This window comes from Pseudomonas paeninsulae (genome assembly GCF_035621475.1).
Classification (GTDB): domain Bacteria; phylum Pseudomonadota; class Gammaproteobacteria; order Pseudomonadales; family Pseudomonadaceae; genus Aquipseudomonas; species Aquipseudomonas paeninsulae.
The window spans coordinates 280,001-303,790 of the sequence record NZ_CP141799.1 but is presented as its reverse complement, the minus strand read 5'-3'; the positions used below and the strand labels follow the sequence as shown (position 1 = coordinate 303,790).

The 23,790-nt window shown below is 63.7% G+C and carries 15 protein-coding genes, 1 tRNA gene and 2 rRNA genes (1 of these 18 running past the window's edge); 3 read left to right on the top strand and 15 right to left on the bottom strand.

Annotated elements, in window-relative coordinates; genetic code table 11:
- Positions 1 to 168 precede the first annotated feature (168 nt).
- Positions 169 to 900, top strand: a complete 732-nt coding sequence (locus tag VCJ09_RS01310) for a hypothetical protein (protein WP_324732824.1) — start codon at positions 169 to 171, stop codon at positions 898 to 900.
- A 188-nt stretch (positions 901 to 1,088) separates the two neighbouring features.
- On the opposite strand, the gene VCJ09_RS01305 is transcribed toward VCJ09_RS01310, so the two are convergent.
- From VCJ09_RS01305 to arsS, 10 genes are all read right to left on the bottom strand, one after another.
- Positions 1,089 to 2,390, bottom strand: a complete 1,302-nt coding sequence (locus VCJ09_RS01305; RefSeq protein ID WP_407693030.1) for an NAD(P)/FAD-dependent oxidoreductase — start codon at positions 2,388 to 2,390, stop codon at positions 1,089 to 1,091.
- 210 nt (positions 2,391 to 2,600) lie between these two features.
- Complete coding sequence (locus tag VCJ09_RS01300) at positions 2,601 to 3,965, bottom strand: glutamine synthetase family protein (protein WP_324732822.1); 1,365 nt, start codon at positions 3,963 to 3,965, stop codon at positions 2,601 to 2,603.
- Positions 3,966 to 4,472: 507 nt separating this feature from the next.
- Positions 4,473 to 5,972, bottom strand: a complete 1,500-nt coding sequence (locus VCJ09_RS01295; RefSeq protein ID WP_407693029.1) for a methyl-accepting chemotaxis protein — start codon at positions 5,970 to 5,972, stop codon at positions 4,473 to 4,475.
- Between the two features lie 310 nt (positions 5,973 to 6,282).
- Positions 6,283 to 7,356, bottom strand: coding sequence for an FAD-dependent oxidoreductase (locus tag VCJ09_RS01290; RefSeq protein ID WP_324732820.1), 1,074 nt, complete (start codon positions 7,354 to 7,356; stop codon positions 6,283 to 6,285).
- Positions 7,357 to 7,663: 307 nt separating this feature from the next.
- Positions 7,664 to 8,374, bottom strand: a complete 711-nt coding sequence (locus VCJ09_RS01285) for a DUF3047 domain-containing protein (protein ID WP_324732819.1) — start codon at positions 8,372 to 8,374, stop codon at positions 7,664 to 7,666.
- Positions 8,374 to 10,515, bottom strand: coding sequence for an FAD-dependent oxidoreductase (locus VCJ09_RS01280; RefSeq protein ID WP_324732817.1), 2,142 nt, complete (start codon positions 10,513 to 10,515; stop codon positions 8,374 to 8,376). Before VCJ09_RS01280 ends, VCJ09_RS01285 begins: the two co-directional genes overlap by 1 nt.
- Positions 10,512 to 11,483, bottom strand: coding sequence for a hypothetical protein (locus VCJ09_RS01275; protein ID WP_324732816.1), 972 nt, complete (start codon positions 11,481 to 11,483; stop codon positions 10,512 to 10,514). Before VCJ09_RS01275 ends, VCJ09_RS01280 begins: the two co-directional genes overlap by 4 nt.
- Before the next feature lie 2 nt (positions 11,484 to 11,485).
- On the bottom strand, positions 11,486 to 12,004 hold the full coding sequence (locus VCJ09_RS01270) for a redoxin domain-containing protein (protein ID WP_324732815.1): 519 nt from the start codon (positions 12,002 to 12,004) through the stop codon (positions 11,486 to 11,488).
- Between the two features lie 9 nt (positions 12,005 to 12,013).
- Positions 12,014 to 13,399 carry a sodium:solute symporter family transporter gene (locus VCJ09_RS01265; RefSeq protein ID WP_324732814.1) on the bottom strand — a complete coding sequence of 462 codons (1,386 nt, stop codon included), beginning with the start codon at positions 13,397 to 13,399 and terminating at the stop codon, positions 12,014 to 12,016.
- A gap of 36 nt (positions 13,400 to 13,435) precedes the next feature.
- The gene (arsS, locus tag VCJ09_RS01260; protein WP_324734571.1) at positions 13,436 to 14,413 is read right to left on the bottom strand and encodes an arsenosugar biosynthesis radical SAM (seleno)protein ArsS; all 978 of its coding nucleotides are present in this window, start codon (positions 14,411 to 14,413) and stop codon (positions 13,436 to 13,438) included.
- 231 nt (positions 14,414 to 14,644) lie between these two features.
- On the opposite strand from arsS, the gene VCJ09_RS01255 reads away from it, so the two are divergent.
- Complete coding sequence (locus tag VCJ09_RS01255) at positions 14,645 to 15,061, top strand: hypothetical protein (protein ID WP_324732813.1); 417 nt, start codon at positions 14,645 to 14,647, stop codon at positions 15,059 to 15,061.
- Positions 15,062 to 15,255: 194 nt separating this feature from the next.
- Here the strand turns inward: VCJ09_RS01255 and gabT are convergent, their stop codons facing one another.
- Both gabT and gabD read right to left on the bottom strand, forming a co-directional pair.
- A complete protein-coding gene (gabT, locus tag VCJ09_RS01250) occupies positions 15,256 to 16,536 on the bottom strand; it encodes a 4-aminobutyrate--2-oxoglutarate transaminase (RefSeq protein ID WP_324732812.1) in 1,281 nt (426 codons plus the stop codon).
- A gap of 262 nt (positions 16,537 to 16,798) precedes the next feature.
- Positions 16,799 to 18,247 (bottom strand): NADP-dependent succinate-semialdehyde dehydrogenase, encoded by a 1,449-nt coding sequence (gabD, locus tag VCJ09_RS01245; RefSeq protein ID WP_079204287.1) that lies wholly within the window; start codon positions 18,245 to 18,247, stop codon positions 16,799 to 16,801.
- A 370-nt stretch (positions 18,248 to 18,617) separates the two neighbouring features.
- Between gabD and VCJ09_RS01240 the strand changes: the two genes are divergently transcribed.
- A tRNA-Arg gene (locus VCJ09_RS01240) sits at positions 18,618 to 18,694 on the top strand.
- A gap of 72 nt (positions 18,695 to 18,766) precedes the next feature.
- Here the strand turns inward: VCJ09_RS01240 and VCJ09_RS01235 are convergent.
- From VCJ09_RS01235 to VCJ09_RS01225, 3 genes are all read right to left on the bottom strand, one after another.
- Positions 18,767 to 22,873, bottom strand: a complete 4,107-nt coding sequence (locus tag VCJ09_RS01235) for a DEAD/DEAH box helicase (RefSeq protein ID WP_324732811.1) — start codon at positions 22,871 to 22,873, stop codon at positions 18,767 to 18,769.
- 148 nt (positions 22,874 to 23,021) lie between these two features.
- Positions 23,022 to 23,137 (bottom strand): 5S ribosomal RNA (gene rrf, locus VCJ09_RS01230).
- Between the two features lie 152 nt (positions 23,138 to 23,289).
- A 23S ribosomal RNA gene (locus VCJ09_RS01225) occupies positions 23,290 to 23,790 on the bottom strand; it runs 2,390 nt beyond the window's last position.

Sequence of the window (23,790 nt, the reverse complement as noted above, 5' to 3'; positions counted from 1 at the left end):
GGCGGCACAATGTGCCGTCGACTGGCGCTAATTCTTGACGGCAAATTTCCGACGAAATCACTCTTTCGAGGCATGTTTGCAAGCCGAAGGCGCAGTACCCTCTTGCGGTTGATAGATATGTCCCTCTGTCTCCGCATTGCTCAAAAAAATAACAAGGAGCACCCCGGAATGCGCAACACGCCGTTATTTCGTCATGTTTTTCTCTGCCTGCTCGGCCCCCTCGCCTATCTCGCACCGCTGGCTTTCGCCGAGGCGGCCAGCCAGCAGGAACAGGTCCAGGTTCAGGCCAGCCGGGCGACCAGCAGCCTGATGCTGTTACGCGGCGAAGGTTTCCAAAAGAAACACCTGAACACCCTAGAAACCGACCTGCAAGCACTGGCCGGCGCGGTGCAAAGCCTGCCGCAAGGCAGCGATGCCCTGCGCAACGCACACCAGGAGCTGGTGCTGCAGATCCGTCGTGGCGTGGCCTTTGGCCCGAACGAAGCAGACATGCCCTGGCGCTACCCGGAAGAGCTGAGCAAGGCGCTGCTGGGCGCGCTGCACGAAGCCCGTCAGCTGTCGCCTGAGGGCGACAGCGAGCTGGCCGCCAAGCTCGAATACCTCGCCGTGCAGTACCTGAGCCGTTCCTATCTGGGCAACTTCGAAATCGCCCGTGAGCAGACCGATACCTACCTCGGCCAGGACGAGCGCAAGTTGGTGCCCTCCATCGTTGGCGAACTGGCCACGCTGGATGCCTCCGACCTGAGCAAGCTGAAGGCCCGCTGGGAATACCTGAAAGCCGCGCTAAACGACCTGAACAGCCAGAGCAGCGCCCTGCAAAGCGTCTCCGGCCGAGCCTTTGCGCCCATGACCGTGTATCGCCATACCCGCGCGCTGAGCGCGCAGTGGATGGCGATGTAGTCGATCGACTGCAGCGCCAGCAACGCGCCCGCCCACAGGCAAAGCCACAGCAGCGCGGCCATCAGCAAACCGAAACGCAGACCGTGGCGCAGATTCTGCCGCGCCTGTGCCAGGCGGCCGCCCCATAGGGTGGCCGGGCAGGCGGCGGACAAGCGGCGCGTTATCCAGCCTACCCAAACACCAAGCGATCAGCGCAGCGTCTCCAGCATCCGGTAGTACCACATGCCGGCGGCCAGCATCGGGTTGCCGAACAGATCACCCAGCGGCACCTTGATCTGCTTGCAGGCGGCGAAAGTGTCGAACTGGCCGAGCGTGCCGGTCAGGGCGTTGGCCATGATCTCGCCCATGATGTGGCTGGTGGCGATGCCGTGGCCGGAGTAGCCCTGGCAGTACCAGACATTGTCCGAGAGCTTGCCCAGCTGGGGAATGCGGTTGATCACGATGCCCATGGCGCAGCTCCACTGGAAGTCGATCGCCACCCCCTTGAGCTGTGGAAAGGTGCGCTCGATGCCCGGGCGCAGTTCGGCGGCGATGTCTCGCGAGTCGCGCCCCGAGTAGTTGCAGCCACCACCGAACAGCAGGCGCTTGTCGGCGGTCAGGCGGTAGTAGTCGAGGACGAAACGGCAGTCGTAGACGGCCAGGTCCTGGGGGTTGATCTGCTCGGCCAGCTCGCCCAGCGGCGCGGTGGTGACGATGCCGCCCATGGCCGGGAAGATCAGGCCCTTGAGCTGTTTCGCCTCCAGCTTGTGGTACACATCGCCGGCCAGCAGCACCTGTTTGGCGTTGACCCGCCCCCCTGCAGTGACCACCGCCGGGTTGGCGCCATGGACAATCTGCAGCACCTCGGAATGTTCGAAGATCAGCGCGCCCAGGCTCGCTGCTGCCTTGGCCTCACCAATACACAGGTTCAGTGGGTGCAGGTGCAGGTTGCGGGTGTTCTTCAGCGCGCCGCAATAGAGGTCGCTGGCCAGATGGTTCTGCGCGCCGGCGCGATCGAGCAGGGTTACGTCGCTGGCCATGCCATGGCGCACGGCTTCGGCGTGAGCGGCCTCCAGCTCCTGCATATGCACCGGCTTCATCGCCGCATGCAGGTGGCCGTGTTTGAGATCGCACTGGATAGCGTACTTCTCCACCCGGTGCTTGATGATGGCGTGCCCACGCCAGCGCAGGTGCCAGATAAAGTCATCGACCTCCTCGCCGAGCTTGTTGCGCATCTGCTTGCGCATGGCCGCGTCGCCCGACAGGCTGCCGGTGACCTGGCCGCCATTGCGCCCGGTGGCGCCCCAGCCAATCTTGTAGGCCTCGACGATGGCCACCTTGAGGCCGCGCTCGGCCAGTTCGACGGCGCTGGCGACCCCGGTAAAACCACCCCCGATGATCACCACATCGACATGCACCTCGCCCCTGAGCGGCGGGTAGTCGGTTTCCTGGTTGAGGCTGGCGCTGTAGTAAGACGGGCAGCGCTCGGCTGCGGGGATCACGGCATTGATAGCGGCGGTCATGGGGGAAATTCCTTGTGTGCAGGGTGGAAACCGCGCAGCGTTTCCCACCCCCGAAATTCGGTGAGTCTCAGGCCTGGCCCGAATGCGATCCGGTAAAAGTCCGCACGGCTGCCTGCTCGATTGCTTCGCGGCTAAAGCCCCACCCACAGATGGCGGATCGTGGGAGGGGCTTTAACCGCGAAGCGTGAAGGGATCGGATCAGGCGTTGCTCAGGTACCAGCGCCAGTCTTGTTCGCCGACCTCGGCCATGAACTGACGGTACTCGGCGCGCTTGATTGCCAGGTACACGCCAAGAAACTCGTGGCCCAACGCTTCATGTGCCCAGGTTGACTGCTCCAGGGCCTGGATCGAGATCAGCCAGTCGGTGGGCAGCAACTCCTTGGCCTGGGCATAGCCGTTGCCCTCGATCGGTGCGCCCGGATCGAGCTGCTCGCGGATGCCCCGATGAATACCGGCGAGAATTGCCGCCGCTGCCAGGTAAGGATTGGCATCGGCGCCACAGATGCGGTGCTCGATATGCCGGGTAATGGCCGGCCCGCCAGGCACGCGCAGGCTCACGGTGCGGTTGTCCACGCCCCAGGTCGGTGCCAGCGGCGCGTAGCTGTTGGCCTGGAAGCGCCGGTAGGAGTTGGCGTTAGGGCAGAACAGCAACAACGAGTCGAGCAGGGTCGCCAGCATCCCCGCGACCGCCTGGCCCAGCAGCGGCGTGCCGGCAGGCTGCTCGCTGGCGAACAGGTTGCGACCCTGCTCGTCGGCCAGGCTGACATGCATGTGCATGCCGGTGCCGGCCAGGTGATCGAACGGCTTGGCCATGAAGCAGGCCTGCATCCCGTGCTTGTGTGCCACGCCCTTGACCAGGCGCTTGTAGCGTACGGCCTGGTCCATGGCCTCGAGTGCGTCGCCGTGTTCCAGGGTGATCTCCACCTGACCCGGCGCGTATTCGGAAATCGCCGTGCGTGCCGGGATGCCCTGCAGCTTGCAGGCTGCGTAGAGGTCTTTGAGAAACGGTTCGATCTGTTCCAGCTCGCGCAGGCCATAGACCTGGGTACTGCGCGGACGGCCGCCGTCACGGTCGAGCGCCGGCTGCGGACGCCCCTGGCTGTCGCGCTGCTGGTCGAGCAGATAGAACTCCAGCTCGCAGGCCATCACCGGGTGGTAGCCCTCGGCCTTGAGTCCATCGATCACCCGCGACAGTAGGTGCCGTGGGTCAGCGACTGTGGCCGGCATGCCTTCGCTGGGGTGCATGCTGACCTGCACCGCGGCGGTGGGAATCTGCCGCCAGGGCATGCGGGTCAGGCTGCCGGCCAGTGGGTAGGCGCGGCAGTCGATGTCGCCAACCTCCCAGACCAGGCCAGTGTCCTCGACGTCATCGCCGTTGATGCTCAGGCCGAGGATGGTGCTCGGCAACGGCCGGCCAGTGGCATACACGGCAAGCAGCTCGTCGCGGTGCAGCAATTTGCCACGCGGCACGCCATTGGCGTCGAGGATGAATAGCTCGAACAGTTCGATATCGGGGTGTTGCGCCAGGAATTCCTGGGCATCTTGCACGGAGGCGAATGGCATGGGGCTCTCGTTAGCGCCAAGGGGCGCACGTCCGGTCGATGGCGGCCGGACACAATCATCGGAAGGGCTGCACACGGGTGCAGTCGACTTATTCAGACTAGAACGACAGCGCTATCCGGTGGGCGGGCATGACGGCAATGCCATAACGCCCAGAACGCGAGGATTTCAGGCAGCAACGGACTGAGCCGATCGGCGCCGAAGAACAGTCGTTCCCGTCGAGACGGAAAGAACAGGGGCCGAAACAGACAACTCAGGGGGGAACTCATGACTGAAGAGGCTCGCACAGAGCCAAGTGACAGTTAAATCCGACTTTTCACATGTTCAGTTGTGGCAGCGCTAAACATTCGACTCGACTGCAGGTTAGCTGCCTGCACGCAAAGCGCCTGTGGCCAAGCGGTTGCTCTGGTGCAAGGGCCGCGCCCGTGGCTGACGGCTTGCGGCATGTCCCATCGCCCGCCCTCGCGGCGATGCAGGCCGCAGGAAGGGCCGCGGGAAGGCGCTAAGCGCCTAGGGCTCCGGCTTGTAACCCAGGCGCAAGCCGCCCCAATGGCGGCCCTGCACCTGAATCGGCACGGACAGGTCGTGCATCAGCTCGCCGGTGTCGCGCATGTAGGTCTGCAGCAGCAGGGGTTTCTGGTGACTGCCGCAACGGATGCCGGTACGGTCGTTGAACAGGCGCTTGCTGCGGCTCTTCGCCGTATCGCGTACGCGATCGCCACTGGGCGGGTGGTTGAAGGCATTGTTGTGGGTCGGCACGTAGCCTTCCGGGGTGCTGACGATGGCAAACACCAGACCTTCGTGGCGCGCCAGCAGCGGTTCCTGCAGCGCCGGCAAGACTTGATCGGCGTAGCGGTCGAAGCGGGTCTGGTACTTGGCCGGAAAGCTGCCCGGAACCGGCTGGTAGTGACGGTCGAAGAGGTCGTCGAGGCCAACCCGGCCGCCCAGGATGTCGGCCTCGAACTGGGCGGCGATGCTCGCGGCTCCTTCGCAGGCAAGGTCATAGATGCGTTGGTGATAATCGTCCAGCCCCACCGCGGCGAGCTGCTCGCTGACGGTCTCGGCCTGGCCGACCAGGCGCCCGGCGGCATCTCCCAGCTGACGGGTCTGCGCCTCGCTGGCATGCACGTCGCCGCGCAATTGCTCGACGGCGACGAACAGGCTGGCCAGACGCTCGTGATTGCTCGCGGCGCCGGCGCTGATCTGCGCCACCTGGTTTTCCACATCCACGGCCAGCTCGGCGATACCGTGCAACTGCCCGCCAGTCTCCTCGACCTGCTGCGCGGTCTGATCCAGTTCACTGGCCTGTTCCTGAATATGCGCCACTACCGCCGTACTCTGCTGGCGGATATCGCTGACCATCTGGCCGACTTCCTCGGTGGCCGTGGCGGTGCGCGCGGCGAGATTGCGCACCTCATCGGCGACCACCGCGAAACCACGGCCCTGCTCGCCGGCGCGCGCCGCTTCGATGGCGGCATTGAGCGCCAGCAGGTTGGTCTGGCTGGCAATCGACTGGATCACCTGAGTAACCTTCTCGATCTGTTCGGTGCGGCTGCTCAGGCCGTCGATCAACTCGCGGCTGGCCGCCGTCTGCGCGCTCAAGCGCTGCATCCGGGCAATCGCCTGGAGCAACGCCTGCTGACCGTCGGCACTGCTCTGACGCACGGTCTGCGCTGACTTCAGGGTCTGTTCGGCACGCCGGGCACTGTCCTGTTCGGTGTGGGTGATCGCGTCGGCACCCTGGCTGATCTGCTCGACCGCGAGCAACTGCGACTTGAGTTTATCGGCCAGTTGCTGCACCGCATGCGCCACCTGGGCGGCGGACAAGGCGTTATGGCAGGTGTGCTGCGACAGGTTTTGGCTCAGCTTGGCGAAATCCGTGCTCGCCGCGCTATTTGCCGACGCCGCAGCGTCGCCACGCCGCCAGGGGCCGAACCAGGGCCACAGGGCCAGCAGCAGGAACAAGCCAATGCTCAGGTAGCCAGGCAGCTGGAATTGCTGGTAGGTCATGATCACGGCGACCAGCCCGAGTATGTGCATGACGCAGGCGGTGGGAGAGCGGGTAACGGCAGTGCTCATGACGGACCTCATCGTTTTTATTCTGGCGAAACCGGGGCCAACTGCAGCCTTACTCGCGCAGCTGCCGCTCAAGTGCCTGAGCCGTACGCGCACTGCGGGCGAATCACTCGCCTACTCACTGAATCGGCAGGTGCGGGACTATCTGTAGACGACCAGCAGCCGGTCTCGGCAACCCCGCGCAGCGGAGGTTGATTCGATCACTCTTAGCCACGCCAGACCATGACACTTTGGTCGCACACGGCTAACCGGAAAGGCGATGGCGCTGGATAAACCCGCGGTCGAGGTAATCCTTCCAGCGCCCGAACAGTTGCCCATCGGCGCTGTAGCCACGCCAACTGAGCAAGGCGCCGCCATCGCCAGTGGCAAGCAGCGCCAGACTCTGCCGCTGCGCGTGATAGTCGCGCAGCGGCAAGCCACGCAGCGCCGCGTTGAGGTTGGCCGCCAGCACAGGCGCCTGACGCACCGAATACACGCCGCTCTTGCGCGCACCAGGCAGGCTGGCGCAATCGCCGACGGCAAAAATGTGCGGATGGGAGTGGCTTTGCAGGGTCGCTGCGATCTGCACGAAGCCGCCTGCATCGCAGTCCAAGCCGCTCTGCGTCAGCCAGGGCAAGGCCTGTGCGCCACTGGCCAGGAGCAGGCGCGGGCCACGCCAGACCGGCGCCATCCCGCTGGTCAGGCAGTCGCCGTCGATGCGGCTGATCGGGCAGTCTTCGCGCACCCGCACGCGGCGCTGGCGCAAATGGCCGAGGGCGCGCATGCGCAGGCCCGCCGAGTGTCCGTCCAGCAATGGACCGCGGCAGAACAGGGCCAGCTGCGGCACCTGATCGGCCAAGGCCAGGGCCAACTCGACCCCGGCCGCGCCACCACCGAGAATCGCCACTGGCTGCGGATCCGCCTGCCAGTTCTGCCAACCGCTGAGAAAGTCGGCGAAGGGTTTGACCGCCAGCACCTGCATGCCAGCACTCTGTTGCGGCGGGCAGGCGACTTGACCGCCCACATTCAACGACAGCCAATCGGCATTCAGGCTGCGGCCATCGGCTAGTTGCACCTGTTGCTGCACGGCAGTCAGTGTTTCGGCTGCGCCGACAATCAGCTCGACCTTGGCCGCCCGGCACAGTGGCGCCAGTTCGATCTGGCAATCCGCGGCGACGTGCCGCCCGGCCAGCAAGCCCGGCAGCATGCCCGAGTACCAGGCCTCATGCCCGGCGCTGAGCAGGGCAATGCGCCCAGGCGGCCGCTCGACCCGCGCCCAACGGCGCAATACGCCGAGGTGGGCGTGGCCGGCACCGATCAATAGCAAGTAGTGGTTCATCGAACCGAGGATTCCATTGATTTACGGCTGAAACAGTGCTGCATGGTAAAGGCTAAGCACCTCGTCTGTCGTCAGGCGATAGATGCGCTCAACAGTTGTGAAAATATCGAGCGCAACACAGCAGCGGGTGTTTTTGCCGATCCGGAGGGTGTATCGCCGTAGGCAGTGCACCGTGGTTCAGCGGCGCGGCATAAAGCTGGCGGGTTGTCGCTGCGCTCCGAACGGAACGCCGCCCGGGCTGCCCTTCGCACGGACGGGCTGCCAAATTTGCAGCGGCCGCAGTCAGCGAGAGTTTTTTCACCCGCTCTCAGGGTTTGACACGCAATTGCGGCTCGGCAAAATAACTCTCGACCGACTCGCCGGTGTTGTCGCTGTCGGCGGCGAAGACCACCCCGAGAATACGCCGCGGCGCGCTGCCGAAGGCGGCGATGGCGTCGGCGCGCAGATCGCGGCTCTCCGTCAGCCACTGCCCGAGCGGCGCTTCTGGACCACGCAGTGCGAGCATTTCGACCTGTTCGGTGTAGGCGCTGCGCGCATGGGTACCGGGGGCCACGCGGTTGTCCCAGACGTAGCTGAGGGTCGCCGCCGGCAAGCTGGAGTCGTAGAAGGTGCGCGCCAGACGCAGCTTCTGTCGGGTCAGGAACGGCAGGCTGGCCAGCGGGTAATCCAGCAACACATAGACCCGCGCGGCATAGTCGTCACCCTCACGGGTGGCGAAGCGTGCCTTGGCCAAGTGCCGCTCGCTGCGCCATTGCCAGCTCAGCTGCCAGGGCTGGTCGCCGGGCAGATCGAGCGGATGCAGCAAGCCGCCGGCTGCCGCGTCGGCCTGGATGCGCAAGACGGCGCGCCCGTCCTGCTCGACCAGGCTGCGCGCCGAAGGCTTGAGTTTAGGGATATCCGCCAGGCGCCAGGGCGCCGACCACTCGTCATGCGGCGGCCCGGCGGTCCAGGCCGTCAGCGCGTTCTGCGCCTGAGCCAGCGGTGCCAGCAGCGCCAGACCGAGCAGCAGTGCACGCATCAGTTTCGTCTCCAGGCATGGAAACGCTCGACCCAGCGCAATAGCCCTTGCGGTGCATGGCCGCGCTTCCATTCGCCGGCCGCGTACTTGTTGGCCTCGGCCATGGTCGGGTAACTGTGGATGGTGCCGAGAATCTTGTTCAACCCAAGGTTGTGCTTCATCGCCAGCACGTATTCGGCGAGCAGCTCGCCGGCATGCTCGCCGGCGATGGTCACACCGAGAATCTTGTCCTTGCCCGGTACGGTGAGCACCTTCACATAGCCATGGGCGGCCTCGTCGGCAATCGCCCGGTCGAGGTCGTCGAGGCCGTAGCGGGTCACTTCATAGGCAATATTCTGCGCCTTGGCTTCGCCTTCGCTGAGGCCGACCCGCGCCACTTCCGGGTCGGTGAAGGTGCAATAGGGAATCACCCGGTAGTCCGCCTTGAAGCGCTTGAAGCCACTGAACAGCGCATTGACCGCGGCGTACCAGGCCTGGTGCGCGGCGACATGGGTGAACTGATAAGGCCCGGTGACATCACCCACCGCATAGATGTTGGGCAGGCGCGTGGCCAGGTACTCGTCGGTTTCCAGGGTACCGTTGGGGCGCACCACCAGGCCCAGCTCCTCGACCCCGTAGCCGCTGACATTGGCCACCCGGCCGAGGGCCAGCAGCAGGCAGTCGAAGGCGATGGTCACTTCCTCGCCGGTGTCGAGCCGGCGGGCAATCATGCGCTGCTCGCCATCGACCAGTTCGAAGCGCTCGGCACGGTGCTGCAGGCGTACATCCACGCCGTCGGCCTGCAGGCTGGCGAGGACCAGTTCGCTGGCATCGGCATCCTCGCGCGGCAACAGGCGCTCGGCCAGTTCGACCTGGATCACCTGGCTGCCGAGGCGCTGAAAGGCCTGGGCCAGCTCGCAGCCGATCGGCCCGCCGCCCAGCACCAACAGCCAGCGCGGTTGCTCGCGCAGGTTCCAGATGGTATCCGAGGTGTAGCCCTGCACCAGCTCGACACCAGGGATCTTCGGCACCAGCGGGCGCGCGCCGGCAGCGATAATGATGCTGCGACTACTCAGGGTCTGGCCGCCCACCTCCACGGTCCAGGGCGAGGTGAGCTTGGCTTCGCCCTGGATCACCTCGACGCCTAACCCGCTGTAGCGCTCGACCGAATCGTGCGGTGCGATGTCGGCAATCACCCGCTGAATACGCTGCATCACCGCGGGAAAATCCACGCTGCCGCGCACGCCGCTGAAGCCCAGCGCCTCGCCTTGCTTCAGCTCATGGGCCAGCCTGGCCGAACGCAGCAGCGCCTTGGACGGCACGCAGCCGGTGTTCAGGCAGTCGCCGCCCATCTGGTGCTTTTCGATCAGGCTGACCTTGGCCTTCACCGCCGCGGCGATGTAGGCACTGACCAGGCCTCCGGCACCGGCGCCAATCACCAGCAGATTACGGTCGAAGGAATCGGGCTTGAGCCAGCCGGCATACACCCGCCGGGCCTGCACCAGGCCGAGCAGCTTGCGCGCAATCAGGGGGAACAGGCCGAGCAGGATGAATGCCCCGAGCAACCCCGGCGAGAGAATTCCGCCCAGCGACTCCAGCTGACCCAGTTCGCGACCGGCGTTCACATAGACCAGCGTGCCCGGCAGCATGCCCAGCTGGCTGACCCACCAGTAGGTGCGCGCGGGCAGCCGGGTCAGGCCCATGGCCAGGTTGATCAGGAAGAACGGGAACACCGGCACCAGGCGCAGGGCGAACAGGTAGAAGGCGCCTTCGCGCTCGACCCCGGCATCGATCCCGGCCAGGCGTTGACCGAAGCGCTCACGCACCCAGTCGCGCAGCAGAAAGCGACTGCTGAGCATGGCCAGGGTCGCGCCCATCGTGGAGGCGAAGGACACCAGTACCAAGCCTTCGAGCAAACCAAACAGCGCCCCACCGAGCAGGGTCATCAACGCCGCGCCGGGCAGCGACAAGGCCGTGACGGCGACATAGGCGAGGAAGAACAGCCCGGCCGCCTGCCAGGGATTGCTCGCGACCTGGGCGTTAAGCGCCGCCTGCTGCGCCTTGAGCGTGTCCAGGTTGAGGTACTGACCGAGGTCAAAGACAAAGAAGCTGCCGAGCAAAGCCAGGATCAGCCCCATCAAGGCCAGTTTGCGACTATTCATAGATCAAGCGCCTCCAGTGCGCAGAGGCTTTGGCACAGGCTGAAGCCGGCCAGCAGAGCCTGCTGCGGTTGCTCCGCGCAGGCCCCAAGAATTCGGGAGCGATAAGACCGCGCCGCCGGGCTGCCGGCTGGCCACTGGCGGTCGAAGTCGGCAAGAAATGCGTCGTGAGCGTAGTTCAACGGCAGTGCCTCGATAAACAGACCATCGCGCTGGCAGCGATACAGCGCTGCCGGGTGCGGCGAGGTGGCGATACGGCTGACCAGCCCATAGCGGCCGCCAGCAAAATTCGGCAACCCGGCCGCGCCGTTATTGATCAACGCAGCCTGGGGTAAGTTCAACGCCACGGCCGTGCAGGTGTGACTGGTGGCCAGCACCCGGAGCCGATTACTCGCCAGCCACTGATCCAGTTGCTGCTGACGCTCAGGCTCGGCCAGCGCTTCGCGGGCGCAATTCCAGCCGGCCAGGGACTGTTCGTCACCGTGACTGATCGCCACCCGCTGGCCGCCGACGCTGACCAGCGCAGTCGCCGGGCGCGCGGCCAGTCGCGCGGTCATGCCCGGCAAGTGGCGCACGGTCTGGTTCAGCTCGGCCTGGATGGCATTGGAACGCTGCACCAGCGCGTCGTCTACCGTGAGCGGGTAGGCGCAGCCGCAACCGGCGCCGCTGTCATGCGCACGCCCGAGTTCGGTTTCGACATTGCCGCGCAAGGCCAGGTGCCCGCTCAAGCCCTGCTCGATGGCCTGGAAAATAACCGGGTCGCGGTCGAACCAGTGGGCATCGCCGTTGAACACCGCCCGCGCACCCGGCTCGTCGGCCAGCAGGGCTTCGAGCGCAACCAGCGCTTGCCGATTGCCATACAAACCACCGATCACATACAGGCTGTCGCAGTCGAACAGCGCCGGGCCAGCGAAGGCACCCGCCTCCAGGCGGTAATCCAACGGGCAATCACGGCCGGGGCGCAGGTTCATTCTCAGGCCTCTCCGCGCGCCGGGTAACCGTTCGTGATGATGTAGTCCACCGCGCCGAGGATCTCGTCGAAATGCGGACGGGCGAACGGCATGCTGTTGATTGACGACATGTACAGCGTGCCATCCGGGCGCACCAGGAACACGCCAGGCTCGGAGAAATGCTCCGGCTCTTCGGAGCCGGGCTTGGCCGCCGAGACGAACAAGCCCCAGCGCCGCGCGTCCTCGAGGCTCAGGCCATAGCCGAGGCGGACCTTGTCGATCGCCCAGTTGGCCTGGGTCTTCTGTGCGCGCTCAAGGCTGTCGCAGGACAGGGCAATCACCTCGACGCCCTGGTCGGCGAAGCGCTCGACCTGGCCATTGAGTTCCTGCAGGGATTTGCGGCAGATCGGACAATGCAGGCCGCGGTAGAACACCAGCAAGGTGAAGTTCTTCGGTTTATCTTGATTCAGTGTCCACTGCCCTTCGGGCATCAGCGCAGCGCTCAGGGCCGGAACAACGTGGCGAGGAGCCAGATGAGTCATGACCATCTCCTAGCGGGTTGCAGGTGAAGGGGTAAGCCCCGGTAGCAGGTAGCCGAGGATGCACAGCAGCAGACCATACAGGTTAGTCCCCAAAAGCAGGGCGTACTTGCCATCACCGATCGCCCAGCTGGACGGTATCCAGCCGACGGCCAGCGCCACGCCCAATAGCAGGCCGCACCAGAAGCTCAGGTGAAAGCCCAGCCGGGTCGGCCGCACCAGGCCATGCAGGATGAACACCGGCGCCAGGCCGATGACCATGGTGCCGCTGATGGTGGTGGCCTTGAGAATGTCGGTGCCGGCAATCATCGGCAGGTTGCCGACCAAGGCAAACAGCACCATCACCGCCATGCCCACGCCTATGGCCTTCTGCCCCAGATCACGGCCAGCCAGCTTCGGCAATTCGCGCCCGGCCAGTTTGGCCAGGCTGGAAAAGGTCGAATCCAGGGTCGAACCGGCGGCCGAGACCATCACCACCGTCATCACCATCAGCGCGCCGATACCCAGGGTCTTGGCCAGGGCCGCCGGCACGTTGTCCGAAGCGGCCAGGCCGGTCAGTTGGGCATGCACGCCGATTAGGCTGAAGGCCAGAATGGCGAAAAAGCCCAGCACCCCGGCGATCACAAAGGAGCGGCGCATGGTTTTCTCTTCGCTGATAAAGCCGCGGTCGGTCAGCACCGGGTCGTGAAAACCGTAGCTGAAGGCTTGCAGGCCGGCGACCAGGAGCAGATCGACACCGGCATTCAGCCCCCAGTGACTGGTGCTGACCAGCTCGGCAGGCGAATGTTGCGGCAGCACCAGGCCGAGCACCCAGATCAGCGCGACGATAAAGATCGCCGCCTGCGCGGCGTCGGTAAGGATCGAGCTGCGCAGCCCGCCGCGCAGGCTATAGGCCAGGGTCACGGCGGTAAACAGCAGCGCGGCGCCGATGAATTCAAGGCTGCCGGAGTCACCGTAATAGCCGCCGACCACCGCGGTATTGCTCCACACCTCATTGAACAGGCGGATCAGGATGGCCGCGGAAAACGCCAGGGCGGCGCCACGGCCGTAATGGCTGCTGAGAAAGCTCACCAGCCCGGTGGCGGCGAAGCGGCGGCGCAGGCGGTAGATGACGAAGCCGGTAAGCGGAATCGACAGCCAGTACATGGCGTAGGCCAGGCCGCCGACCAGGCCGTAACTGGCGCCCAGGTTGGCGGCATTGGTTACCGACTTGGCGAAGATCCAGCTGATGAAGATGCTCGATGTGAGCAACCAGGGCGCGGCACTACGGCCCTGGCTATCCTCGCCATTGAAGAAGCCGCCGAGGGTCACGGCGCGGGGCGCCAGCGCCAGCATCAATACGCCGTAGGCCAGCAGAAAACCCCAGAAAAACAGCCCGGTGATGCTGGTGGGTTGCATAGATTAATCCTTATTGAGCAGAGCGCTGCCGGGGTTTCAGGCGTCCTGGGAATCCAGGGCACCGCTGCAACTGGAGCCCTGCCCGGCGGTGCAGGCAAAACAGTGATCGCGGGTGACGATGGGGTTGCCATCCAGGTTGGCGCCAAGCAGGTCGCGCAGGTGCGGACGTTGACGGCCGATCAAGCGGCCCTGCAGCTCAAGTGGCAAATCGAGCATCTGGTTGAAGTCGCAGTCGTACAGGTAACCCTGCCAGTCGACACTGACCAGACTGCGGCACATCAGCGCTTCGATATTTTCCGGGCGGTAGCTGTCGCGCAGTAACTGCATGTAAGTATTGAACTGCCCCTTGCTGACCAGCGTGCTGCCGAAACGTGCGATCGGCTGGTTGGTGATGCACAGCAGGTGGTTGAACTGAATACCGAAGTCTTCGGCCAGGTGGCGTTTGTAATCGGCCTCCAGCGCGGCTTGCGGCGGCGGCAGGTTCGCACCTTGCGGGTTGTACACCAGATTGAGCAGCAAGCCGCTGCCGGGCTGGCCATAGCCCAGGGCATTAAGCTGTTGCAGGCCCTTGATGCTGGCATCGAAAACGCCATCGCCGCGCTGCTTGTCGACGTTATCGCGCGAGTAGCAGGGCAAGGAGGCGCTGACCTCGACGCCCTGTTCGGCGAGAAAGACGGCCAGGTCTTCATAGCCCGGCTCGCTGAGAATGGTCAGGTTGCAGCGGTCGATCACCCGCAGCCCCTCGCGTCGCGCATGCCGAACGATCTCGCGGAAGCGTGGATGCATCTCCGGGGCGCCGCCGGTCAGATCCAGGGTGTGCACCGGATGGGCATCGATCACCTGGTGCAGCAGCGCCAGGCTCTCGTCGGTCATCGCCTCGGTGCGGGTCGGCCCGGCGTTGACGTGGCAATGCAGGCAACGCTGGTTGCAGCGATAAGTCAGGTTGATCTGCAAGGCTTCCAAGTGGCCGCGGCGAAGCGCCGGAAAAGCCAGTTGGTCGAGCAGAGGCAGCATGGCGTGCACAGCGAGTCTCCTTGGATGAATGCCGGTGGCGTGGTTCTGCTTGATTAGAGTGCCGAGCGAAGCCGGCGTTACAAGGCGCGGTGCGGAAGGACCCACTATAGTACCCGGCGCGGCCCTTGCCAGCCGTGCTTATGCACGGACATTCGCTAGGCGGCTGAGACTCACCACTACGGCAGCGTGACGCCTATAGTCGCGTTCCACTACTCACAGGAGAAGACGTCCATGCAACGCTGGGTATTCGCCTTTATCGCCGGTTTTCTCGCGGTGATCTGTTTTCATCAACCGCTGCTCGGCCTGCTGCACGCCTACGGCGTGGTGCCCTTCGCGCCCTTCTCCATCGCGGCCACCGCGCCGCTGCAGGTGCCCGCCTGGCTGTCGGCGTGCTTCTGGGGTGGTCTCTGGGGAGTGCTGATGGTCGCCGCATTGCGCTGGCAGGAGGGTAACCCGGTGCCCTGGTTCAAGGGCCTGCTGTTCGGCGGCATCGCCCTGACCACGGTGGCGTTGCTGGTGGTGTTCCCACTCAAGGGCATGGGCTTTGATCCGGCGCAATTGCCGGGGCGCTTTCTGATCGGTTTCCTGCTCAATGGCGCCTGGGGCGTCGGCACCCTGATCTTCATCCGCACCCTCCAGGGCCATTAACGACGCGGCACCGCAGGCAGGCAGGCGCCAGCGTGCGGTGCTTCATGCCGAGCGCCGACCAAGATCGCCGGACCGCCGGACCGCAACCAGCTGGCTCCGAGGTTGGAGGCAATCACACCCGTCCGCTAGCCCGACGAAAAAATCCCAAAAAAAGACCCGCCAAAGCGGGTCTTGTTTATAACGCTAACGCTCGATCAAGCCAGTTCGTCGAAGCACTCGCTGATGATCGCCAGGCCCTTGTCCAGCAGGGCGTCTTCGGCGGTCAGCGGCACCAGCACCCGCAGCACGTTGCCGTAGGTGCCGCAGGACAGCAGAATCAGTCCCTTGTCGCGGGCCTTGGCAACAATCTGGCTGGTCAGGGTGGCATTTGGCTTGTGCAAATCGCCGTCCTCGCACAACTCCATGGCAATCATCGCGCCCAGGGCGCGCACCTCGCCAATGCTCTTGTGCTTGGCGGCGATGGCTTTAAGACCGCTGACCAGACGTTCGCCGACTGCCTGGCAGCGCTCCAGCAGCTGCTCTTCCTCGAACACCTGCATCACCGCCAGTGCCGCGGCGCAGGCAATCGGGCTGCCGGCGTAAGTGCCACCCAGGCCACCCGGGGCGATGGCATCCATGTATTCGGCCTTGCCGCATACGCCCGCCACCGGGAAACCGCCGGCGATGGACTTGGCGAAGGTGGTCAGGTCGGCGGCCACGCCCATCTGTTCCATGGCGAAGAAGGTGCCGGTACGCCCGGCGCCGGTCTGCACTTCGTCGGCGATCAGCAGGATGCCGTGCTGGTCGCAGAGGGCGCGCAGGCGCTGCATGAATTCTTTCGGCGCAATATAGAAGCCGCCCTCGCCCTGCACCGGCTCGATGATGATCGCGGCGATATCGCGCGGTTCGGCGTCGTTCTTGAAGATGCGCTCGATGCTGGCGATGGCGTCGTCGACGCTGACCCCGTGCAGCTCGCAGGGGTACTGGGCGCGGAACACGCCGCCGGGCATCAGGCCCATGCCGGCCGAGTAAGGCGCAACCTTGCCGGTCAGCGAGAGGGTCATCATGGTGCGGCCGTGGTAAGCGCCGGTGAAGGCGATCACCCCGGCACGACCGGTGGCGGCGCGGGCGATCTTCACCGCGTTCTCCACCGCTTCGGAGCCGGTGGTGACCAGCAGGGTCTTCTTGGCAAAGTCGCCCGGCACCTTGGCGTTGATCTTCTCGCACAGTTCGACGTAGGGCTCGTAGGCCAGCACCTGGAAGCAGGTGTGGGTCAGCTTGGTCAGCTGCTGCTGCACGGCGGCGATGACTTTCGGGTGCAGGTGGCCGGTGTTGAGCACCGCGATGCCGCCGGCGAAGTCGATAAACTCGCGGCCTTCGACGTCGATGACCGTGGCGTTTTCTGCGCGGTCGGCGAAGATCGGGTGGATCTGGCCCACGCCGCGGGGGACGGCGGCGGTGCGGCGTTGCATCAGGGATTCGTTGGTCTTGCTCATAATGTCCTCATTCGCCGCTCATCGGTCGGCGTGGTTCAAGGATGAAATGACCGGGTAAGCGCGGCAGCAGCATACGATGATCGACTGCTACAGCCCTCCCGGCCACGGGGAAATAATTCGTTTGCCTGACCGATACATCACTCTCACGGAGCGTAGCGAGCGCAGGTCAGGCGAGGCCGGGAAAAAGCACAGCTGGCTTTTGCCAATGAGCATTTTTCCCGGCCTCGCCAACGCAGCATCACCGAAGCGCAGTAGCGACTGACTAGATGCCCAGGCAGAGGTATTTGATTTCCAGGTAGTCCTCAATGCCGTACTTCGAGCCCTCGCGGCCGAGGCCGGACGCCTTGATGCCACCGAACGGTGCCACTTCATTGGAGATCAACCCGGTATTGACCCCGACCATGCCGTATTCCAGGGCTTCGGCCACGCGGAACACGCGACTCATGTCGCGGGCATAGAAGTAGGAGGCCAGACCGAATTCGGTGTCGTTGGCCATGGCGATCACCTCGGCCTCGTCCTTGAAGCGGAACAGCGGTGCCAGTGGACCGAAGGTCTCTTCCCTGGCCACTGCGGCGTTGCTCGGTACGTCGGTGAGGATGGTCGGTTCGAAGAAGCTGCCACCCAGGGCGTGCGGCTTGCCACCGGTGAGCAGCTTGGCCCCCTTGCTGATGGCGTCGGCGATGTGTTCCTGGACCTTGGCCACCGCCTTGTCGTCGATCAGCGGGCCGGTGGTGGTGCCTTCGTCCAGACCGTTACCGATCTGCAACTTGGCCACCGCGACTTTCAGCTTCTCGGCGAAGGCATCGTATACGCCGTCCTGGATATACAGGCGATTGGCGCATACACAGGTCTGGCCGTTGTTGCGGTATTTGGAGATCAGCGCGCCTTCGACCGCCTTATCCAGATCGGCATCGTCGAACACGATAAACGGTGCGTTGCCGCCCAGCTCCAGCGACACCTTCTTGATGTCCTTGGCGCATTCGGCCATCAGCTGACGACCGATCTCGGTCGAGCCGGTGAAGCTCAGCTTGCGCACGATCGGGTTGCTGGTCAGCTCGCCACCGATGTCGCCGGCGCTGCCGGTGACCACACTCAAGACGCCTTTCGGAATACCGGCGCGCTCGGCCAGGACCACCAGGGCCAAGGCGGAGAACGGCGTCTGCGAAGCCGGTTTGATCACCATGGTGCAACCGGCGGCCAGGGCCGGGCCGGCTTTACGGGTGATCATCGCCGCAGGGAAGTTCCACGGGGTGATGGCCGCAGTCACGCCGATCGGCTGCTTGAGCACGATCAGGCGCTTGTCCGGCTGGTGGCCCGGAATCACATCGCCATAGATGCGCTTGGCTTCTTCGGCGAACCACTCGATAAAGGACGCGGCGTAGACGATTTCGCCCTTGGCTTCGGCCAGCGGCTTGCCCTGCTCCAGGGTCATCAGGCGGCCGAGGTCGTCCTGGTTCTCGATCAGCAGTTCGAACCAGCGGCGCAGTTTGTTCGAACGCTCCTTGGCGGTCAGTGCGCTCCAGGCCGGCAGGGCACGGTTGGCGGCTTCGATGGCACGGCGGGTTTCCGCGGCGCCCATCTTCGGCACGCTACCGATGACTTCGTTGGTGGCCGGGTTGGTGACCTTGATGGTCTGGCCGCTGTCGGCGTCCAGCCAGGTGCCGTCGATATACGCCTGTTGGCGGAACAGCTGGGTGTCTTTCAATTGCATGACGTTCTCCTTCATCGCGACACCCAGGCGTCGGACGGTTGTTGTTGGCACGACGGGCAGGCGGCCATATAAAGATGTTTTGACGGGCACGATGCTGTGCTCTATCAATTTTCGACAATCTGTCTGCATAAGATTGGTCAGGACTGCACAGAGTTCCGAACGGTTTCAGCAAGATCGTTTGAAATCTCAAACGAATCCTAGGGTCATGAGGGGTAAAGGGCAATAGTCTGTTCGAAAAAATTAACGATCCATCCGATCAAGGGCTGTTCTGGCGATCACTCACGACAAATCCGCTGTGTTCGTGCGCAATCACACACAAACCACCAGCATGGACGCCCGCGCGCGAGATGCGTATGATTGCGCCCGCGCTGCACCAGTAGCTCAGCTGGATAGAGTACTGCCCTCCGAAGGCAGTGGTCGTGGGTTCGAATCCCGCCTGGTGCACCATATAAACGAAAAGGCCCTAGGTGAAAACCTGGGGCCTTTTCGTTTATATGGTGCTGCTATCCGCTCACCTGACTACATTTGGTCGCCCTTGAGCAGACTCAGCAGCGCATCGGCATCCAGTTTGCCGCTGACCTCGCCGCCGCCCAACAAACTGTCGGCGAGGTCGCGTTTTTGCCCGTGCAGGGCGACGATCTGCTCCTCGATGGTGTGCTCGGTGACCAGCCGGTAGATGGTCACCGGGCGCTGCTGGCCCATACGGTGGGCGCGGTCGCTGGCTTGATCCTCTACCGCGGGGTTCCACCAGGGGTCGAGGTGGATCACGTAGTCGGCAGCGGTCAGGTTGAGGCCGGTACCGCCGGCTTTCAGACTGATCAGGAAAATCTCGCCTATACCGGCCTGAAAGGCAGCTATGCGTGTCTGACGCTCTTTCGGCGGTGTCGAGCCATCCAGGTACTGATAGCTGATGCCCTGCTCATCGAGCCAGCCACGAATGATGCTCAGGTGGTCGACGAACTGGCTGAACACCAGCGCCTTGTGGCGGTTATCCAGCAACTCCTCGACGATTTCGGCAAAAGCGGCCAGCTTGCTGCCACTCAGACCGCAACCCGGCATGACCAGGCGCGGATGACAACAGAAGCGCCGCAGACGGGTGATCTCCGCCAGCACTTGCAGCGACTTGCCCGGCGCCGTGGTGCCCAGCGTATCTATAGCCTGCTGGCGTAGAGCCTCGTACAGCTGCCTCTCTTCGCTGGACAACGGCACCTTGTAGGTGATCTCGGTGCGCGGTGGCAGTTCGTCGAGCACCTGGCTTTTCAGTCGACGCAGAATGAATGGCTGGATCAGGGCCTTCAACGCCTTGCGCGCGCCCTGCTCGCCACGCTCGATCGGCGTGGAGAAGCGCTGGGCGAAACGTTCCTGGCTGCCGAGCAGGCCCGGGTTGATAAAGCGGAACAGGTTCCACAACTCACCCAGATGGTTTTCCACCGGGGTGCCACTGGCGATCAGCTTGAAGTCGGCCTGCAACGTCATCGCCGCTTGCGAGCGTTTGCTCTGGGAATTCTTGATCGCCTGGGCCTCATCCAGCACCACGCTGGTCCAGTGCTGGCTGGCGAACGCCTGGTTGTCCTGTTGCAACAGACCATAGCTGACGATCACCAGATCCCGCGGCCCCAGCCCGTCGAGGTGACGGTTCTGCTGATAGATGTGCAGCCTGAGCGTGGGTGCAAAGCGCGCAGTCTCCGCCTGCCAGTTGAGCGCCACCGAGGTCGGCGCCACCACCAGCTGCGGCCCCGCAGAAGCCCGGTGCAACAGCAGAGCGAGGGTCTGCACGGTTTTACCCAAGCCCATGTCATCGGCCAGGCAGGCGCCGACCCCCCACTGGGCCAGGCGCGCCAGCCAGTCGAAACCTTCGCGTTGATAATCGCGCAGCTCGGCCTGCAGGGTGTTCGGCACCTGCGGCTGGTAGTGCTTGAGCGATTCGAGCTTGTCCAGGTGCGCTTGCCAGCCGGCATCGGCCTGAAACTCGCCGGCTTCTTGCGCCAACCCGGCCAACAGCGGCGTGGTCAACAGATTCAGACGCAGACCGTCATCGCCGACCTGATCGGCCAGATGGGCCAACTCGTCCAGACGCTTGCGCAGACTGTCGCTCAGGGCCAGCCAATCCTGTTCGCCAAGTTTGAGGAAGCGCCCGGTGCTGGACTTGAGCAATTCCAGAAGCTGGCGCAGGTGCAGCACGCGGCCATCGTCCAGCTGCACTTCACCGCTGAGCACGAACCAGTCGCCCTGCTGCTTGAGCCCGAGCTTGAGCTGGCTCATGCCCGGCCGCGCCTTGATCCGCATGCGCTCGCCTTCCGGCCAGACGCATTGCAGCCAGTCGCCCTCAAGCGCCTGCAACTCACTCAATACTTGCAGGGCATCCTGTGGCTCGGCCAGTTGCCACTCCTGACCATCGGTATCGGCCAGCGCCAGCGCCGGGCAGGCCTGCAACACGCGTTGTAACGCGGCGGTTTCTGCCTGCAGGTCACGACTGGCCTGCAGCGCTTTACCGTCGAGTTCACCGAGTACGTTTTCCAATCCATGGCCGGGTTTGAACCAGCTGCTGCTGGCCAGCGGTCGCACCAGCAATTGCAGGCGCAGGCCTGCCTCCAGCGGCAACAGGTGGGCATACAAGGTACTGTCGGCGGCGACGCTGTCGAGATGGCCAGCCAACTCGGGCAGGTCCGAGTGGATCGGCAGTAGCGGTGCTATCGCACCGATGGCCTCGACCAATTGCGCCTTGGCGGCCTGCGGCACACTCAGGCCGTCACCGACTATATCGGCGATCTGGCGTAGCTCACGGCTGATCGGGTAAACCAGCAGGCGCGTCGGCGTCTCCTTGCGCAGCAGCACGTCAGGGTTGCCTTGCACACCATTTGGCTCGAGTTTGAGGTGAATCTGCGTGCCTTGCGACTTGAGCTGCAGACTCACTTGGCCGAGCAGCAGATCGATTCGCACATCCGGCGCATCGGCCCAGAACAAGGCCGGATGCCCGACCAATCGGGGCAAGGCGTGCTCGGCAGACAACTCATGGCGCGCCCCGCCATAGTAGTAATCGGTGCCAGGCTGAATCATGCGAATCGTCTGCCGGTCCTGCTCCAGGAGGAAGTCCAGACTGTCGGCATCCTCAAACAGGCGTTTAAGGGCGACGGCGCGCCCTTTGCTCCACTGTCCCTTGGCGCTGAGCTTCTGCTCACGTGGCTCGACACTCAGCTGATGAGGACTGAAGGTGACGAACCAGGCCAATCGCGCCGACTTCTGGAGCTGCGTAAGACCCGAATCCGTCTTGCCCGGCTTGAGCAGGGACAGTGCGGTCAAGGCATGCTGCCAGGCTTCCTGGCGCTGATAGAGGCTGACTAGCGGTACCAGAGCGGCCTTCTGATGCCAGTCCGGCTGGCGCCGCGGCTGGGCAAACTGCTGCGCCAGCAGGGCATCCAGTTCCTCACCAAGCCAGTGGTAGCCCGCCGCCGCAAGGTTGTCGCGAACGCCACTGAGCTGCTCCTGCCAAACCGGCTCGCGCACAACCTCGGCATCCGCCCAGTACAGCCCCAGGGCCAGCAGCAGGCCATCGAAACCATTGAACGACAACGGCCCGTTAAACTCAGGATCAAGCCGCCGCACACTCGCCTGCTGCTGTTCGACCAGCATCTGCAGAGCCGGGTAAGCCCGGCCGTAGTACTCTTTCAGGCCCAGGCTGACCGCCTTCTTGAGCTCCGGGTACAGCTGTTTGTCAGCGCAAGCCAACAACAGCAGACAATAAAAGCCATTGAGTATCGGCGGTAGGTCAACTTTGCGCTTCTTGCTTTGCCGCTTGATCGCCAGCGTCCACTCCTGCATGGCCAGCAAGGCTTGCGGATACTGGCCACGCAACACCTGAAGGATGAACTGCTGCATGAACGCCAGACCACCCTGCCCCAGCGCTTCAAATTGCAGCCAGTCGCCACGCCATAAGGCCTGCAACATCAGCTGCAACGACAACTCCACACTGGCCGAGGAATCCGCGACCAAGGCCAACCCCTGCCGATAAGCCTCATCTGCCGGCTGCAATTGCCAGTTCACCTGACCCAGATAATCCTCCAGCAACAGGCTTTTGACCTCATGCTTGAGTGTGGCAAACACCTCCCTGCCCGGCTCGTCAGCCAGCAGTTGCTGGCAAGGCGACTCGCCCGTCAGGGTATGGCGCAGCGAACTCGATTGCAGCAAAGCCAGCCCCTGCCGCACGTCACCTGCCTGTCCACCTAGGATGGCCAGCCACAGGTTCAGCCGCTGACTCGCCTGGCTAGGTATATCCCAGGCGCTGCGCGGCGTTGCGATGCTGCTGCGCAGCGCCAGCAACCAGCTGTCTTTGCTGACGTCGCTATTGAGCTGCTGCAGCACTAGATTGCGCCGCTCCAGCGGCAAGCAATAGGGCTGGCCGCCACCGCCGAGACTGACCCAGTCGAGGCGGTGCAGCATCGTCAGTATCTCGCTAAGCGCCGGGCCGTCCATCGCCCGGGTTGAGGAGCTGCGCACCCCCATCTCGCGCAACTGCTCGAGCAAAGCGGTTTTATGCTTGCCCGGGAAAGACAGAGCCAGCACATAGAGCACCGCCTTGTAGGCATCCGGCAGGGCGGCAAGCCCGAAAGGGGTCACAGGGGCGGACATTGGCAAACTCCAGCCTCAGAAGGAAAAATAGAACGCGAGATATTAACAAACCATAGGGTTGAGCGAGCGCAAGGCTACCGCGATTGATTTCTTGCGTGCAAAGACAAACCCCCCATCCGTTTTCACGGGTGGGGGGTTTGGAATACAAGCTTGACGATGACCTACTCTCACATGGGGAAACCCCACACTACCATCGGCGATGCATCGTTTCACTACTGAGTTCGGGATGGGATCAGGTGGTTCCAATGCTCTATGGTCGTCAAGCAATTCGGGTGGAACATCGTGCTTCTTTTATCAAGAAGGACGCGGCTCCAAATTGGGTATGTGATAAAGGGTAGTGCGTGGTCTTGCAAACTTTCGGTGTGTTGTCGACTTCGATCGTCTAGCACACAAACAGCAAATTGTTTGGGTGTTATATGGTCAAGCCTCACGGGCAATTAGTATTGGTTAGCTCAACGCCTCACAGCGCTTACACACCCAACCTATCAACGTCGTAGTCTTCGACGGCCCTTTAGGGAACTCAAGGTTCCAGTGAGATCTCATCTCGAGGCAAGTTTCCCGCTTAGATGCTTTCAGCGGTTATCTTTCCCGAACGTAGCTACCCGGCAATGCCACTGGCGTGACAACCGGAACACCAGAGGTTCGTCCACTCCGGTCCTCTCGTACTAGGAGCAGCCCCTCTCAAATCTCAAACGTCCACGGCAGATAGGGACCGAACTGTCTCACGACGTTCTAAACCCAGCTCGCGTACCACTTTAAATGGCGAACAGCCATACCCTTGGGACCGGCTTCAGCCCCAGGATGTGATGAGCCGACATCGAGGTGCCAAACACCGCCGTCGATATGAACTCTTGGGCGGTATCAGCCTGTTATCCCCGGAGTACCTTTTATCCGTTGAGCGATGGCCCTTCCATACA